Origin of the sequence: Streptomyces adelaidensis (genome assembly GCF_016598475.1) — a bacterium.
Taxonomy (GTDB): domain Bacteria; phylum Actinomycetota; class Actinomycetes; order Streptomycetales; family Streptomycetaceae; genus Streptomyces; species Streptomyces adelaidensis.
This window is the reverse complement of record NZ_JAEMUX010000011.1, coordinates 66,523-80,973: the sequence shown is the minus strand read 5'-3', so window position 1 is coordinate 80,973 and position 14,451 is coordinate 66,523. Positions and strand designations below refer to the sequence as shown.

The 14,451-nt window shown below is 72.2% G+C and carries 13 protein-coding genes; 4 read left to right on the top strand and 9 right to left on the bottom strand.

Annotated features, from left to right (window positions below):
• Positions 1–27: 27 nt before the first annotated feature.
• Entirely contained in the window at positions 28–951 is a 924-nt protein-coding gene (locus I8N67_RS08860; protein ID WP_200302046.1) for a sirohydrochlorin chelatase, read from the top strand.
• A gap of 110 nt (positions 952–1,061) precedes the next feature.
• On the opposite strand, the gene I8N67_RS08855 is transcribed toward I8N67_RS08860, so the two are convergent.
• On the bottom strand, positions 1,062–2,138 hold the full coding sequence (locus I8N67_RS08855; protein ID WP_307835187.1) for a lactonase family protein: 1,077 nt from the start codon (positions 2,136–2,138) through the stop codon (positions 1,062–1,064).
• 236 nt (positions 2,139–2,374) lie between these two features.
• Positions 2,375–3,865 (bottom strand): FUSC family protein, encoded by a 1,491-nt coding sequence (locus I8N67_RS08850; RefSeq protein WP_200302136.1) that lies wholly within the window; start codon positions 3,863–3,865, stop codon positions 2,375–2,377.
• Between the two features lie 319 nt (positions 3,866–4,184).
• Here I8N67_RS08850 and I8N67_RS08845 point away from each other — a divergent pair, with 319 nt between their 5' ends.
• A complete protein-coding gene (locus I8N67_RS08845; RefSeq protein ID WP_200302135.1) occupies positions 4,185–4,676 on the top strand; it encodes an Lrp/AsnC family transcriptional regulator in 492 nt (163 codons plus the stop codon).
• A 13-nt stretch (positions 4,677–4,689) separates the two neighbouring features.
• A complete protein-coding gene (locus tag I8N67_RS08840) occupies positions 4,690–5,376 on the top strand; it encodes an HAD family hydrolase (protein WP_200302044.1) in 687 nt (228 codons plus the stop codon).
• Between the two features lie 85 nt (positions 5,377–5,461).
• Here I8N67_RS08840 and I8N67_RS08835 read toward each other — a convergent pair whose 3' ends face one another.
• The 4 genes from I8N67_RS08835 to I8N67_RS08820 form a co-directional block, all read right to left on the bottom strand.
• Positions 5,462–8,077 carry a neocarzinostatin apoprotein domain-containing protein gene (locus I8N67_RS08835; RefSeq protein WP_200302043.1) on the bottom strand — a complete coding sequence of 872 codons (2,616 nt, stop codon included), beginning with the start codon at positions 8,075–8,077 and terminating at the stop codon, positions 5,462–5,464.
• Positions 8,078–8,162: 85 nt separating this feature from the next.
• Positions 8,163–8,738 carry a hypothetical protein gene (locus I8N67_RS08830; protein WP_234045332.1) on the bottom strand — a complete coding sequence of 192 codons (576 nt, stop codon included), beginning with the start codon at positions 8,736–8,738 and terminating at the stop codon, positions 8,163–8,165.
• A gap of 112 nt (positions 8,739–8,850) precedes the next feature.
• Positions 8,851–9,837: an HtaA domain-containing protein gene (locus I8N67_RS08825; RefSeq protein WP_200302042.1), complete on the bottom strand. Its 987-nt coding sequence runs from the start codon at positions 9,835–9,837 to the stop codon at positions 8,851–8,853.
• 107 nt (positions 9,838–9,944) lie between these two features.
• Positions 9,945–10,730 (bottom strand): neocarzinostatin apoprotein domain-containing protein, encoded by a 786-nt coding sequence (locus I8N67_RS08820; RefSeq protein WP_234045331.1) that lies wholly within the window; start codon positions 10,728–10,730, stop codon positions 9,945–9,947.
• A gap of 77 nt (positions 10,731–10,807) precedes the next feature.
• On the opposite strand from I8N67_RS08820, the gene I8N67_RS08815 reads away from it, so the two are divergent.
• The gene (locus tag I8N67_RS08815) at positions 10,808–11,881 is read left to right on the top strand and encodes a heme/hemin ABC transporter substrate-binding protein (RefSeq protein WP_200302041.1); all 1,074 of its coding nucleotides are present in this window, start codon (positions 10,808–10,810) and stop codon (positions 11,879–11,881) included.
• 70 nt (positions 11,882–11,951) lie between these two features.
• Here the strand turns inward: I8N67_RS08815 and paaE are convergent, their stop codons facing one another.
• Genes paaE through paaC form a run of 3 tightly spaced genes read right to left on the bottom strand, consistent with a single transcriptional unit; the run spans position 11,952 to position 14,451 of the window.
• Entirely contained in the window at positions 11,952–13,067 is a 1,116-nt protein-coding gene (paaE, locus tag I8N67_RS08810; protein WP_200302133.1) for a 1,2-phenylacetyl-CoA epoxidase subunit PaaE, read from the bottom strand.
• A gap of 17 nt (positions 13,068–13,084) precedes the next feature.
• On the bottom strand, positions 13,085–13,630 hold the full coding sequence (paaD, locus tag I8N67_RS08805; protein WP_200302040.1) for a 1,2-phenylacetyl-CoA epoxidase subunit PaaD: 546 nt from the start codon (positions 13,628–13,630) through the stop codon (positions 13,085–13,087).
• Positions 13,624–14,451, bottom strand: coding sequence for a 1,2-phenylacetyl-CoA epoxidase subunit PaaC (gene paaC / locus I8N67_RS08800; RefSeq protein WP_200302039.1), 828 nt, complete (start codon positions 14,449–14,451; stop codon positions 13,624–13,626). Before paaC ends, paaD begins: the two co-directional genes overlap by 7 nt.

Genomic DNA, 14,451 nt, shown 5'->3' with positions numbered 1-14,451 from the left:
CCCCGGAAGCCAGTAACATGCGGCGCCATGAGCTCCCCCACTGGGCCCGCGTCCGGCCTGCCAGTACGAATGCCGCGACCCCGCCAGCCCGGGCGGCACCGCCGTCCCGAGCCGCTGGCGGCTCCCGAGGGCGCGCCCGCGCTCGTCCTCGCGGTGCCGGGCCCGCCCAGCGCCGTCACGCGCAGCCTCGCCGAGGAGGTTGTGAGCATCGCGCGCTCCGAGCTGCCCGGCCTCGACGCCCGCATCGGCTACGTCGACGGTGGTGCCGACGAGTTCCCCACGCTGCAGTCGGTGCTCACGCGCGCCGCCGAGGAGCGCACCGCCCGTTACGAGCAGGCGCGCGCCGCCGGCCTGGACGTCAAGGAGCCGGACGGCCCCGTCGCCGTCGTCGTGCCCCTGCTGGCCGGTCCGGACAGCGCGACGCTGCGCCAGGTCCGTCAGGCCGTCATGGAGAGCCGGATCGCGGCCGAGCTGACCGATGTCCTCGGCCCGCACCCGCTGCTCGCCGAGGCGCTGCACGTGCGTCTGTCCGAGGCGGGTCTGGCGCGTGCCGACCGGGCCCGGCTGTTCACCGTCGCCACCGCCGCCGACGGCATCGTCCTCGCGTCCGTGGGCGGCGAGGAGGCCGTGCAGGCGGCCGGGATCACGGGCATGCTGCTGGCCGCGCGGCTCGCCGTGCCGGTGATGGCCGCCGCCCTCGACCAGGAGGGCTCGATCACCTCCGTGGCCGAGCAGTTGCGTTCCTCGGGCTCCCAGCAGCTCGCCCTCGCCCCCTACCTGATAGGGCCGGAGATCGACGCCGGTCTGATCGAGGCGGCCGCGAAGGAAGCGGGCTGTTCCGCCGCCGAGGCCCTCGGTCCCTACCCGGCGATCGGCAAGCTGGCGCTCGGCAAGTACACGAACGCGCTCGGCATCGCGCCGCAGCAGCCGCAGGGCATGCCGGTCCGCTGAGTCCGGCATGCCGGAACCGGACCGCGACCCGTGCGGCCGAGGGCCCGCTCCTCTCGCAGGAGCGGGCCCTCGGCCGTACGTATGCCGGTGCCGTGCACGTTTTCCGGTCGTCAGGCGTCCAGGACGACGCAGGAGGCCGCGGGGACCTCGATCGAGCCGCCGTGTACCGGTACACCCGTGTCCGGGTCGACCCTGAACCAGGTGACGTCGCCGGACCGTTCGTTGGCCACGTACAGGGTCCCGGCCGCGTAGGCGAGGGCGCGTGGCCAGTGGCCGCCGCAGGGCACGGTCGTGACCAGGCGCAGCCCGGCACCCTCGACCGCGAGCACGGAGAGCACATCCGTGCCGCGCGTGGCCGTCCACACGAAACGGCCGTCGGGGGACACGGCGACCCCTGAGGGGTACGCGTCGCCATCAGGGGCGCCCAGAAGTACCGGCGTCTCTCCCAGCGCCTCCAGCAGGCCCTCAGAGGCGTTCCAGCGGCACACGGTGACCGTGGGAGCGAGTTCGTTCAGCACATAGACATACGATCCGTTCGGCCCTTCCTGGCTTTCCGGGCCCTCCGGGGCGAAGGCCAGATGACGCGGGCCGGAGCCGGGCCGCAGCGCGGCCTGGTGCCGGACCACGGGGACACCGACCTCCAGCGTGCACACCCGCACCGAGTCCGTGCCGAGGTCGACGCCGAGGAACCGGCGGCCGCTGGGGTCGGGCAGCACCTGGTGGGCGTGCGGCTCCTGCTGGCGACGGGGGTCCGGCCCCGATCCGGTGTGCCGGAGTGTCCCGGACGCCCGGTCCGCGAGGGCGCCGTCGGGGCGCAGGGGTACGGCGGTGACGCCGCCGGAGCCATAGTCGGCGGTCAGCACATGGCCGGCGTGGAGGGAGAGATGGGTGGGTCCGTCGCCGACCGCCACCGGTGGTGCGGTCAACTCGGGCTTGTCGCCCGTCACCCGGTAGGCGGCCACGGCTCCCTCGGTCGTCTCGCTGACCGCGTAGAGCGTCTCCCCGTCGGGCGAGAGGGCGAGGTACGACGGGTCGGGGACGTCGTCCGCGCCGCCCACGACGGTCAGCGCGCCGCTCCCCTCGTCCACGTCGGCGGCGAGGACGCCGGGGCCTCCCGCCGACGTGAACGAGCCGATGTACGCCCGCCGTCGCCGCTGTCCGCCCGCCGCCTCAGCTGTCGCTGTCACTGCCGTCCCCTCCCGCTCGCCTGGTGTGCGGGCGAACAGTAGCAGGAGGTCTAGACCAAAGTTTACACAGGGAGGAGACATGAGGATTGGGCGAGGGCGGAGGGGGCGCACTCCTCGTGCGGTCGCAACGGGCTGAGCAGGTGCACCACCGGCGCGAGAGTTGTCGTACACGCCCCCGGAGTGCTTCCAGCTCTGCCATGCACGACGCCTGGACCGCAGTAGGGGGTGACGCGGGGTCAGGAACCGGCCAGGCGTGAGCCCGGAGCCGTCCCGAGTGGTGTCGCCAGCTCGGACAGCGCCTTCTCCAGGTTGTGCAGATGCAGGAGGGGCGTCCCGGTTTCCGCCTGATGGGCCGTCTCCGCGCCGGTGGGAGTCGCCCGCCGCTCCCGGACGGTGAGCGCTTCCACGGCGGTCTTCACGCGTCGGCAGGCATCGATCAGGGAGGCCTCCTGCGAACCGGTCGGGTGGGTGGTGGCCGAGACCAGGGCCCGTACCTCGTTGACGCAGTCGTCGAGCAGCCGAATGGCCTGGCGGGCTCGTGCCTTGCGGGCCCGGAAGGGATTCAGCGGGTGCACCAGCGGGGCGAGTGCCATGCGCGCTCTGCCGAACAGCAGCTCCAGCTCGGCGGCATGGGGGGTCGGATCGGCCTCGGGGTCGCCTTCGAGCCGGGCGGCCGTGGCGGTGGTGGCGGCGTGCACGCGGTGCAGGGCCCGCTGGATCCAGGCGTCGTTCGTCGCGTGCGTGGTGACCGGCAGGACGAGGACCACGGCCAGCATGGCGCAGACGGCGCCCACCCCCGTCTCGACGAGGCGGAGTGCGAGCAGGCCGGCGTCCAGTACACCCAGCAACCCGTAGAGGAGGCTGGCCATGACGGTGACCGCCAGCATCATCCAGGAGTACGAGACCGCCGCCGTGTAGAAGATGCCGAAGACGCAGAGCGCGACCAGCGCGGCCGACGGCGTGGGCGCTCCGTTCAGCGGGATGGCGACGAGCAGACCGACGGCGACACCGATCACGGTTCCCAGGACGCGGCGGAAACCCCGGACCAGGGTTTCGCCGCGGGACGCGGTGTTGACGAAGATCCACCAGGCGGTGCCGACGGCCCAGTACCAACGGTCCTCGGAGAACGCCTGCCCGACGAGCAGCGCGAAGGAGCAGGCGACCGCGGCCTGGAAGGCCTGCCGGGTGGTGGGCCGCGCCAGCCCTGTGCCGGGCGACTCGACGGGGACCGCGACGGGCGGGACACCGCGTTCGATGGGCCAGAGGAGGAACCGCACGGCGCCGGCCACCAGCAGCGCGAGGGTCATGGCGGCGTACAGCTCGGGCAGTTGCGCGGGGACCGCGTGCAGGAACTGCGTGACGAAGAAGCTCATGAACGCGAAGATCCCGAGCGCCTGGCCGCGCGCTCCCCATCGGCGGGCGTAGACCCCGCAGAAGACGGTGAGCACGAACGCGACGTCACGGGCGAGGGTGACCCCGTGCAGAGTGGTGGCCCAGGCCAGGACCGGGAATCCGGCCACGGGCAGCAGCGCGGTGGTGGTCCGCTGGGCGCGGACGTTCGCGTCGGTGACGGTGAAGAGGGCGAGGAGCGCCGCGAGTCCCCCGGTGATCGACGCGGAGAGCGAGAAGCCGCACAGCTCGGCGACGGCCACCGCCGTGCCGACACCGATGACGGCGCGGACCGAGTTCCGCAGCCTCAGACGCCCTGGATCAGGAGCCGTGAACATCCTCTTCATGGCAGTGTGCCGCCCCCTTGCCGTGGTGCACGCCCCGCCCGCGCCGGTCCGGGGTGTCGTCGGGCGGCGGGCACAGCGAAAGCGCCGCGCTCCGGATGCGGCTTCGTCGCCGTCCGGCACTGCGTGGCGCCGAAAGTACGTGGATACGGCAGAGGTAACCATCTTTGCCCCATTGGCTCAACAGGGGCTGCTGGCACTGGGCCATTGGCCTACCGATGTCGGAGAAAAGATGGCATGGGCAGCGTGTGGTTCGCTGGGCCATTGGTACTGTTTCCATGATCACCGGATCGCGCAGGGAGGCCGACGGATCATGGCCGTGGACGAGCTCGACACCCGTATTCTGCGGCTGCTGCTGGAGCAGCCGCGCACCAGCGTGCGGGAGTACGCGCGGATTCTCGGCGTCGCGCGGGGCACGCTCCAGGCTCGGCTGGACCGCCTGGAACGCGATGGAGTGATCACCGGAACGGGCCCGTCGCTGTCGCCCGCCGCGCTCGGTCATCCGGTGCTGGCCTTCGTGCACATCGAGGTGACCCAGGGCAATCTCGACGACGTCGGGGACGCGCTGGCGGCCGTGCCGGAGATCGTCGAGGCGTTCTCGATCACGGGTGGCGGCGATCTGCTGACCCGGGTCGTCGCGCGGGACAACGCGCACCTGGAGGATGTGATCCAGGCGCTGATCAGCCTGCCGGGCGTGGTGCGCACCCGTACGGAGGTGGCGCTCAGGGAGCGCGTGCCGTATCGGTTGTCGCCGCTGGTCGAGTCGATCGGCAGGTCGGCGGATCGACGAAGAGCCGACCGCTGACATCCTGGGATCCATGAGCGATTTCGGCGGCACTTCGGTCATCTTCGATCTCGATGGAACGCTCGTGGACAGCGAGCCGAACTACTACGAAGCGGGTCGGCGGACGCTCGCCGAGCACGGAGTCACCGGCTTCACCTGGGCGGACCACGAACTGTGCGTGGGCATCAGTACGCGGGAGACGGTCGCGCTGTGGCGGGAGCGGTACGGCCTCGACGCGCCGGTCGAGGTGTTCCTCGACGTCAAGAACCGCCACTATCTGGCCCTGGCCCGCGCGGCCACCCGCGTCTATCCGGAGATGTGGAAGCTCGTGGAGCTGCTGGCTGCCGAGGGGGTGCCGATGGCCGTGGCCTCGGGTTCCGCGCGCGAGGCGATCGAGGTGATCCTCGCGGGGACGGGGCTGGACGCGTATCTGCGGACCGTCGTGTCGGCCGACGAGGTCGCCCGCGGCAAGCCGGCGCCCGATGTCTTCCTGGAGACGGCCCGGCGGCTGGGCGCCGCACCGGCCGACTGTGTCGTCCTGGAGGACGCGCTGCCGGGCGCGGTCGCCGCCCACGCGGCCGGGATGCGGTGCGTCGTGGTCCCCTCCCTCGCCGCCCAGGCGGACGATCCGGCGTTCGCGACGGCCGGGCTGCTGGTGCGGGGCGGGCAAGAGGAGTTCACCGCCCGGGAGGCGTACGACTGGATCGTGGCGTCGGGTTGAGGGGCCGTGGGAGGGGCGGAGCCCGGTCCGCCGAGGGTGTCGGTGGACCGGGCTCCGTCTTGCTGTTCGGTGTCGTGGCGTCGGGTCAGGTCGCCGTACCGCTGGCCGCGCTCCGGGCCCGCCGGTGCAGGATCCAGCCCGTCAGGGTGAGCGCGGCGGCCGACGCGGCCACGCCGAGGACGGTCAGACCGGTGGAGGCCAGACTGCCGCCGTCGCCCGTCGTGGTGGTGCCGCCCGTGCTGCCGGCGCCGCCGGACGTGCTGCTGGCGCCGGACGTCGAACCGCTGCTGGAACTGCCGCCGGTGGACGTGCCGCCGTCGCTGTCGCCGGCCCCGTCGTCCGTGTCCACCGGGTCCTGGCCGACGAAGGCGACCGGGACCTTGACGTCCTGGGAGCGGTCGCCGGACAGGGTGTGGTCGGCGCGGGTGGCGAGGACGCACCTGGCCTTGAAGCAGTCGGTGTACTCGTCCTTGGCGTCGATGGTCAGCTCGACCTCGAACGTCCCGCCGTCCTCGTACGGGGTCGCCAACTCCTCGCCGTAGTCCGGCGGGTTGGAGGAGATCCACGCGGAGGAGTGCGACTCGCCGGTCATGTCGACGCCGCCGATGCAGGGGGTGGGCAGTTCGCCGTCGCCGTTGTCGACGCAGAGGGCGACGTAGATGCCCTTGTCCTCGTCGTAGCCGGAGCCGGTGATCTTCAGGGCCTGCTTCTCGGTGGCGAGGTTGTTGACGGGGGTGACGGTGAGCTGCCGGCCGTCGGGGCCGGTGACGGTCTTGGTGCCGGAGGGCCCGGTGTCGCCGCCGCCGGTGCCGGTGCTGCCGTCGGCCTCGGTGACGGTGAGCGTGAAGGGTGAAGTGCGGGTGGCGCCGACGGAGTTGGTGAACACGGCACGGTACTCGTAGCCGTCGTGCGACGCCTTCGCGGTGAAGGTGTACGTGTTCCTCGTCGCGCCCTCGATCGCCGACCAGGTCTGGCCGCCGTTGACGCTGACCTCCCATTTCACGGTGGGTTCCGGGGTGCCCTCGGCCGCCGCGACGAACGAAACCTCGGCGCCCGGCGCCACGGTCCGGTCGGTCGGGGACTGGGTGACCTCGGGCGACATCCGGCGGTCGAGCTTGGTGATCTCGCCCTCGGCGGGGCTGCTGACGTAGACGGTGGTGCCGCCGGGGGCGACGGCGACGGAGGCCTCGCCGATCTGGGAGTTGTTGCCCACCAGCTTCGTCGGGGTGGCGGCCTCCGCGTAGGTGGTGGTGTCGTACACACCGAGGTGGCTGGTGTCGTCGCCGCCGTCGCTGTCGTCGCCGTTGTCCTGCCAGACGACGAAGGCCCGGCCGGTGCTGGTGTCGAAGGCGATGTCCACGGCCTCGTCCGACGCCTCGACGGTCTTCAGGAGTTTCGCGTCCTTGTCGTAGACGCGCACGGTGTTCCCGCTGCCCACCCAGACGTTGCCGGTGGCGGGGTCCGCCTCGACGAACCCGACGGAGGCGGCCGGGAGTTCGGCGGTGGCGGTGACTGTGAAGGTGCCGGTGTCGACGCGGCGCAGGCTGCCGCCGACGGGTCCGGCGGACCAGGCGGCGCTGTGGGCCTTGTCGACGCCGAGCTCGGAGCCGCCCTCAAGGGTGAGGGTGCGGTTCTCCAGGGCGACGGCGGTGGCGATGTCGACCTCGGAAAGCTGGGCGCCCTGGGCGACCAGGGCGGTGGAGTCCTCGGTGCCGGGGCCGATGCCCGTGACGGTGCCGCCGGCGAGCCATGCGCCGGCGGCGTTCGTGTCGCCGTCCTCGGCGGTGCCGACGCCGCGCAGCGGGTAGTGGAAGACGACGCCGTCGCCGGCGAGCGGAGCGCCGATCATCGCGACGTTACGGGGGCCGAGGGCTCCGTTGGAGCCGGGGGCCTGGGAGATGTGGCTGAGGCTCTTGCCGTCCGCCGCGTCGAGGGCGTGCAGACCGCGCTCGTTGACGTCCCCGGTGTCGACGAAATCCTCGGAACCGGCGTACAGCTTCTTCGACTCGGGGTGCAGGAGGAGGTCCTTCACCTCGCCGGCCGCCGAGAACGCGGCGGACTCGACGTAGCTGACGGTGCCGGCGGGCACGTCCACCCCGTCGCCGTCGTCGTCCCCGTCACCGGTGTCCTGGCCCTCGAAGGTGAGGGGGACGCGGACGTCCTGGGAGCGGTCGCCGGAGTTGCGGTGGTCGACACGGGTGACGACCGAGCAGACGACCTGGGTGCAGTCGACGCCGTTGTCCTTGGCCTCGACGTCGATCTCGACGTCGAAGGTGCCGCCCGCGCCCCAGGTGACGGCGAGGTCGCCCGCGTACTCGTCGCCCTCGGGGACGATCCACTGCGAGGAGCTGCCGGTGCCGTTCTCGTCGGCTCCGCCGATGCAGGGAGTGGGGATCTTCCCGTCGCCGTTGTCCCGGCAGAGGGCGACGTAGACGGCCTTGGTCGCGTCGTAGCCGGAGCCGGTGACCGTCAGCGTCTCGCCGTCGGGGTCGAGGTTCGCGGAGGCGGAGACGGTCAGTTTCTGGCCGTCCTTGCCGAGCCCCGTCTTCGGGGTGTCGGACGCCTGGGCGGCCGTACTCAGCGTGCCGGCGGTGACCGCGGCGGCCACCAGGGCGGCGGCTCCGAGGAGCGCGGCGGGACGTCTGAGCCGGCGTCCGGCCGTACGGTCCGGCCGCCGCCGGTCCGTCGTGTCGTCTGTCATGGGTTCCTCATTCGTCGGGTGCGCCCCGCACACCCGGGGGACGCCGAGGGCCGGGCCCCATGGCGAGGGGCCCGGCCTGGTGGTGTTACTGGAAGGTGATCGGGGCGTGGACGTCGTACTTGCGGTCGTTGGTGTCGAAGTGGTCGGCGCGCGTCACGACCGCGCAGGTGACGTCTTCGCCGCAGACGCTGCCGTCTTCGAGGGTGGCCTGCACGTAGATGTTCACGCTGAAGGTGCCGCCCGTGCCGAACGTGGAGCTGTTGGCGAACAGGCCGCCGAAGGTGTTGTTGATCCAGTGCGAGGCGCCGGTGGCGCCGGTCTCGTCCTGGCCACCGAGGCAGGGGGTCGGCTTGGCTGCGCCCTGGGCGCCGTCGACCACGCAGAGGCCGACGTAGATGCCCTGGCCGGTGTTGTAGCCGGAGCCGGTGACGGTGATGACCTGGCCCGACGCGGCGGCGGTGTCCGGCGCGGTCAGGGACAGGTTGTAGGTGGTGGTGCCGTCGACGATCGTGCGGGTCGAGGTGGCGGCGGAGGCCGAGGTGGCGAGGCCCAGCGTCAGGGCGGCGGAGGCGGCGACGGCGAGACCGGTGCGGGCGGCGATGGGGGTCCCCCCGCTCGAGCGAAGTCGAGAGTGGGGGAGGGCGGAAGGAACGACTCTCATCAGGAGAGCACCTTTCTCGAAGAAGACACGCTTACTTAGGTAAGGCTTACCTAGGCTTGCCCGTGATCTCTTTGTCAACGGAAAGCAAAGGAGGTTCCAACGGGCCCTCACTTCAGGGAGACGGTTCGCCGGCGAGCACGGTGAACTCCGCGGCGGCCTCGCGGCCTCCGGTCACGGAGTGGAGCCGTACCGTGTGCGCGCCCTCGGCCGCGGTGTCGTACACCGGGAAGTCACGGGCGACCCGGCCCGAGTCGTCCGCGACGGCCTGGTAGCGGGTGTCGTCGTCGATCGCGACCAGCACGACCTCACCCGGTTCGAAGCCCTCGCCGGTGACTCGCCGACCGGCGCCGGCGGCCAGGTTCGCCTGCTCCACAACTGCGGACGGGACCGCCGCGGCGCCCTGTTCCGCGTCCGTCCCGGTGGGTCCGGCCGCCGGGTCACTCTCGTCCGGGGCGGGCGTGGCGGCGTCGTCGCCGGACTCGCCGTCGATGCCGCCCTGCGGTTCACCGGTCCCCGAGGCGCCCGTGCCCAAGGTCACGTCGAGCGGGGCGAGTTCGTCCCCCGCCGCGTACGAACGCCCGCTCCAGCCGGTGAGCAGTTCGGCGCCCTCGGCGGTGAGCGACACGCGCAGGCCGGACCAGGTCGCGCCACCGGTGCGTACGGCCGGCGCGGCGGAACCCGCGCCGATCTCGGCCAGCGTCAAGTCGTCGGTCTCCCCCGCCCGTTCGGCTCGCACCCGCAGGGTGCCGGTGCCGCCGTCCAGTCGCAGGCGCAGTTCACCGAGGGTCAGGGTGTCGGCCCCGGGTCCGCCCAGGCGGATCGAGCCGCCGAGGCCGACTTCCGCGTCCCCGGTTCTCGGGGCGGCGCTGCCGCCGTCGACCGGGAACCAGGTCCGGCCGCCGGAGCCGCGTACGGCGGGTGCCTCGGCCGTCACCGTCGCGGCGCCACCGGCGGACGACCCGAACGTCGGGGCCCAGCTCAGATATCCGCCGGACACCTCACGCGGGGCCTCTTCGCCTTCCTGCGCCGTCGCCGTGCCTTGGCAGAGCAGGGCGAGCAGCGCGCCCGCCGCCGTCACGGCGGCACCCGGTCTGTTCATCACCTCGAAGTCCTTCCTCGAATGTCGAGAACATCGACCCGGAGGTCGACGGGACGCCCCGCCTCGGGGGCGTCAACTGGCTTGTGCACGGCCGTCGTCGGCAGCCGTCAGCTCGGGTCCGCGCTTCCGGCTCCGTCGGCGGTACGGCGTCGGCGCGCCCAGAACCAGGCCGCCCCGCCGGCCGCCACCAGTCCTGCCGCGCCGACGCCGAGCGGCACGGCGGCGCTGCCGGTCTCCGCGAGCGGGTCGTCCGAGGTGTCGTTGCCGGTGTCGCTGTTCGTGCCGCTGGTGCCGTCGGTGGTCGCGCTCGCGCTTGCCGACGGGGTCGCCGTGCTGTCGGTACCGGTGTCGGTGCCGGCCCCCGCGAAGGTCACCGGGATGCGGACCGTCTGGCTCTGGTCGCTGCCCCGGGTGTGGTCGTTGCGGGTGATCACGGAGCAGGTCACACCTGACTCGGTGCAGTCGGTGTTGGCGTCCTTGGCCCGCACCTTGACCTGTACCGAGAACGTGCCTTTGTGTCCGCTGCCCTTGTACCGCTCGGCCAACCCCTCCCCGTACGAGGGCGGGTTGGAGGAGACCCACACCGAGGCGCCGGACTCGCCGGACGTGTCGACGCCGCCCACACAGGGGGTGGGGGTCTTGCCGGCGCCGTTGTCCACGCAGAAGGCGACGTAGATGCCCTTCTCGGTGTTGTAGCCGGAGCCGGAGACGGTGACCGTCTCGCCGTCCGGGTCGAGTCCGGAGGATTTGGAGACGGTGAGTCTCTGGTCCTCGGGGCCGGTCGCGGAGCCGCCGGCGGCGACCGCGAGGGGCGCCGGGGCAAGGATCAGGGCGCTCGCGACGGCGACGACGGCCGGGGCGACTCGCAGGGCTCGTAGGCCACATCTGTGCATCGGTGTCAGCACTCCCACCCTAGGTAACTCAGGTAAGGCTAACCTAAGGTAGCGAACACCTGGTTCAAACGGTAGACATGGAAGACGGTTCGATGCGCGGGTCCGTAAGACCTCAACTCACCATTCTCCGCAGGGGAGTTGTCGCACTCACCGTTGCTTTCGCGATGCTGACGGCCGGATGCGCAGGCAGCGGCGGGGACGGTAAGGCAAGCGGGGCGAATCCCTCGCCGTCCTCCGCGAGCGCCCGGGCGGCGGCCGCCCAGAAGCAGTTGAGGACGAACTCACTCGTCCCGCTGGCGGGCGAGGCGCCCGCGCCGAAGTTGCCGGTCACCGTCGACTCCTCCGACGGCCGGAAGGTCACCGTCGAGGACGCTTCGCGCGTCCTTCCCCTCAACGGGGGCATAGCGGAGATCGTGTTCACCCTCGGCCTCGGCGACAAGGTCGTCGGGCGGGACATCACCGCCACGTTCGAGGAGGCCGAGGACCTTCCCCAGGTGACCAAGGCGCATGACGTCAGCGCGGAGAGCGTGCTCTCGCTGGAGCCGACCGTGGTGCTCGCCGACACCGACTCCGGGCCCAGTGAGGCCATCGACCAGATCCGCGACGCCGGGGTCCCGGTCGTCGTACTCGATCCGGCCGACGAACTCTCCGACGTGAGCACCCGGACCACACGGGTCGCCGGGGCGCTGGGCGTCCCCGCGGCCGGCAAGGCGCTCAACCAGCGCTTCGCCGACGACCTGTTGGCGGCGCGGGCCGCCGTACCCAAGGGCAGCAGGCCCAAGGTGGCCTTCCTGTACATGCGTGGCTCGGCCGCCGTCTATCTCATCGGGGGCAAGGGCTCGGGCGCCGACTCCCTCATCGCAGCGGCGGGCGCGGAGGACGCCGGGGTGGCCGCGGGTCTGGACAAACCCTTCACCCCCATCACCAGCGAGGCCCTCGTCAAGGCCCAGCCCGAGGTGATCCTCATGATGAGCAAGGGACTTGAGTCGGTCGGCGGCGTCGACGGGCTGGTGGAGATCCCCGGCATCAAGGAGACACCGGCCGGGTTGGACCGTCGGGTGGTCGACGTGGAGGACGGGGTGCTGCTCAGCTTCGGGCCCCGGACGCCGTTGGTGATCGACATCCTGGTGGAGCGGTTGCATCAGGCCTGAGGATCGGCATCGGAGCTGACCGTCGGCATCGGAGGTGTTCTTCGCCAACCGGGCCGTACGCGCCGCCCGTTCAGCTGTCGTAGTCGACCGTCAGCGTCTCGGAGACCGGGTACGACTGGCAGGTCAGGACGTAGCCCGCGGTGACCTCGGCCGGTTCGAGGGCGAAGTTGCGGCGCATGTCGGCCTTGCCGTCGGTGATCAGGGCGCGGCAGGTGCCGCAGACGCCGCCCTTGCAGGCGAAGGGCAGGTCGGGGCGGGTGCGTTGGGCGCCTTCGAGGATGCTTCGCTCGCGGGGGAGGGTCGCGGCGGTGGAGCGGCCGTCGAGGGTGACGGTGACCTCGCTGACGGGCCCTTCGGCGGCGGTCTCCTCGTGGCGCACCTCGCGTACGGGTTCGTCGTCGGCGTAGAAGAGCTCCTGGTGGACGCGGTCGGCCGGTACCCCGAGCGCGGCCAGGACGCGCTGGGCGTCGCGGACCATGCCGTGCGGGCCGCAGAGCCACCAGTGGTCCGCGGTGCCGGCGTCGACGAGGGAGTCGATCAGCGTCGAGAGCCGCTCGGCGTCGAGGCGGCCCGAGAGCACCTCGGCCTCTCGGGGTTCGCGGGACAGGACGTGGACGAGCTGGAAGCGGGCCGGGTAGAGGTCCTTCAGGTCGGCCAGTTCGTCGGCGAACATGACCGTGCCGGTGCGGCGGTTGCCGTAGAAGAGGGTCACGGTCGAGCGGGGGTCCGCGGCCAGGACCGACTCGGCGATGGAGACCATGGGGGTGATGCCGGAGCCCGCCGCGATCAGCACGTGATGACCTGGGGTGCCGAGGTCGGGGGTGAAGTAGCCGGTGGGGGCCATGACCTCGACGGTGTCGCCGGGGCGCAGGTCGTGGACGAGCCATGACGAGAAGAGCCCGCCCGGCACCATCCGGACACCGATGCGCAGCGGCGAACCGGCCGGTGAGCAGATCGAGTACGACCGTCGCTCGTCCCGTCCGTCGATCTCCCGCCGCAGCGTCAGCGACTGACCGGGCGCGAACGCGAACTCCTGCGCCAGCTCGGCCGGGATGTCGAATCCGACGGCCGCCGCGTCCTCGCAGAGCGCCCGCACGGAAGCGACCCGCAGGTGGTGGAAGGCGGGACTGCGGCGGGGCCGCGGGCGGACCGCGGTGGCCGTCGGTTCTTCCGCGAGGCCTTCCATCAGATCCCGGCCTTCCATCAGATCTCCTTGACGTACTCGAACGGCTCACGGCAGGCGCGGCAGCGCCACAGGGCCTTGCAGGACGTGGCGGCGAAGCGGGAGGTCTCCTCGGTGTCCGCCGAGCCGCAGCGGGGGCACGGGACCGTGCGCCGGGTGGGTGAGAGCACGAGGGCGACAGGGCCGCGGGGTGCCGCGCCGGGCGGGGCGATGCCGTGTTCGGTGAGCTTGCGGCGGCCGCTGTCGGTGATCCAGTCGGTGGTCCACGGCGGGCTCAGGACCGTGCGGATCTCCACCCGCTCGAATCCGGCGGCGCGCAGCCGCGCGGCCACGTCGGCGCGCATCTCGGCCATGGCGGGGCAGCCCGAGTAGGTCGGGGTGAGGCTCGCGACCACCGTGCCGTCCTCGGTCATACGCACGTCGCGCAGCACACCGAGGTCGGCGAGGGTCAGCATCGGCAGCTCGGGGTCCGGCACCTGCTCGGCGACGCGCCGGGCGCGCCGCGCGTCGAAGGCCTGCGCCGCAGGAGTCGGCGTCGTCGTCCGTCCTCGCGCCGTGGTCACCATGTCGCCTCCGGGAGGGCTCGGGCCACGCTCTGCAACTCGGTGAGCAGCGGCGCGAGATGCTCGGTGTGCTCGCCGCTACGGCCCGCGCCCGGCAGCGGCCGGTACACCGGCATGGGCAGCCCGGCCGCCTCGGTGACCTGGCGCAGCACGGCGGCGACCTCGTCCCGTACGTCGCAGGCGGTGAACAACTCGCCGAAGTACGGGGCGACTTGCTCCAACGCCCTGCGCATACGCCGGTGCGACTCCTCGGTGCCGTCGCCCAGCCGCACCGCCCATTCGGCGGCGTACTGCCGGTGGTACGTCAGCTCCTTGACGCCCTTCGCGGCGATCGCGGCGAGGACCGGGTCGGGGTGGTCGGCCAGCCGTTCGAAGTGCGCGAGGCGCCAGCTGGACAGGACGAGCAGCCGGACGATCGAGAAGGCGAAGTCGCCGCCCGGGAGTTCGGCGAGGCGGACGTTGCGGAAGTCGTCGGCGTCCCGGAAATAGGCGTACGCGTCCTCGCCGCGCCCGGTGCCGTCGACCTGACCGACGCGGGAGTACAGCAGGCGGGCCTGGCCGAGGAGGTCGAGGCCGATGTTGGCGAGGGCGACCTCCTCCTCCAGCTCGGGCGCGCGGGTGGTCCACTCGGCGAGCCGCTGGGCCGAGACCAGGGCGTCGTCGGCGAGGGCGACGCACTCCGCGGCGAGCTGCCCGGTGTCGACACCCTCGGGCACGGTGGTGTCCACGCCGTGCAGGGGGTCCTCGAAGCCGGTGCCGTAGGCCCAGCGGGCGTCGTCCTCGTGTCCCTCGGCGAGGGACAGGTAGACATGCTCGTCACTCAT

Coding starts and splice junctions, on each gene's coding strand:
- I8N67_RS08860 (WP_200302046.1), top strand. CDS start 28: ATGAGCTCCCCCACTGGGCCCGCGTCCGGCCTGCCAGTACGAATGCCG.
- I8N67_RS08850 (WP_200302136.1), bottom strand. CDS start 3,865: ATGTTCACGGCTCCTGATCCAGGGCGTCTGAGGCTGCGGAACTCGGTC.
- I8N67_RS08845 (WP_200302135.1), top strand. CDS start 4,185: ATGGCCGTGGACGAGCTCGACACCCGTATTCTGCGGCTGCTGCTGGAG.
- I8N67_RS08840 (WP_200302044.1), top strand. CDS start 4,690: ATGAGCGATTTCGGCGGCACTTCGGTCATCTTCGATCTCGATGGAACG.
- I8N67_RS08835 (WP_200302043.1), bottom strand. CDS start 8,077: ATGACAGACGACACGACGGACCGGCGGCGGCCGGACCGTACGGCCGGA.
- I8N67_RS08830 (WP_234045332.1), bottom strand. CDS start 8,738: ATGAGAGTCGTTCCTTCCGCCCTCCCCCACTCTCGACTTCGCTCGAGC.
- I8N67_RS08825 (WP_200302042.1), bottom strand. CDS start 9,837: ATGAACAGACCGGGTGCCGCCGTGACGGCGGCGGGCGCGCTGCTCGCC.
- I8N67_RS08820 (WP_234045331.1), bottom strand. CDS start 10,730: ATGCACAGATGTGGCCTACGAGCCCTGCGAGTCGCCCCGGCCGTCGTC.
- I8N67_RS08815 (WP_200302041.1), top strand. CDS start 10,808: ATGGAAGACGGTTCGATGCGCGGGTCCGTAAGACCTCAACTCACCATT.
- paaE (WP_200302133.1), bottom strand. CDS start 13,067: ATGGAAGGCCTCGCGGAAGAACCGACGGCCACCGCGGTCCGCCCGCGG.
- paaD (WP_200302040.1), bottom strand. CDS start 13,630: ATGGTGACCACGGCGCGAGGACGGACGACGACGCCGACTCCTGCGGCG.
- paaC (WP_200302039.1), bottom strand. CDS start 14,451: ATGAGTGACGAGCATGTCTACCTGTCCCTCGCCGAGGGACACGAGGAC.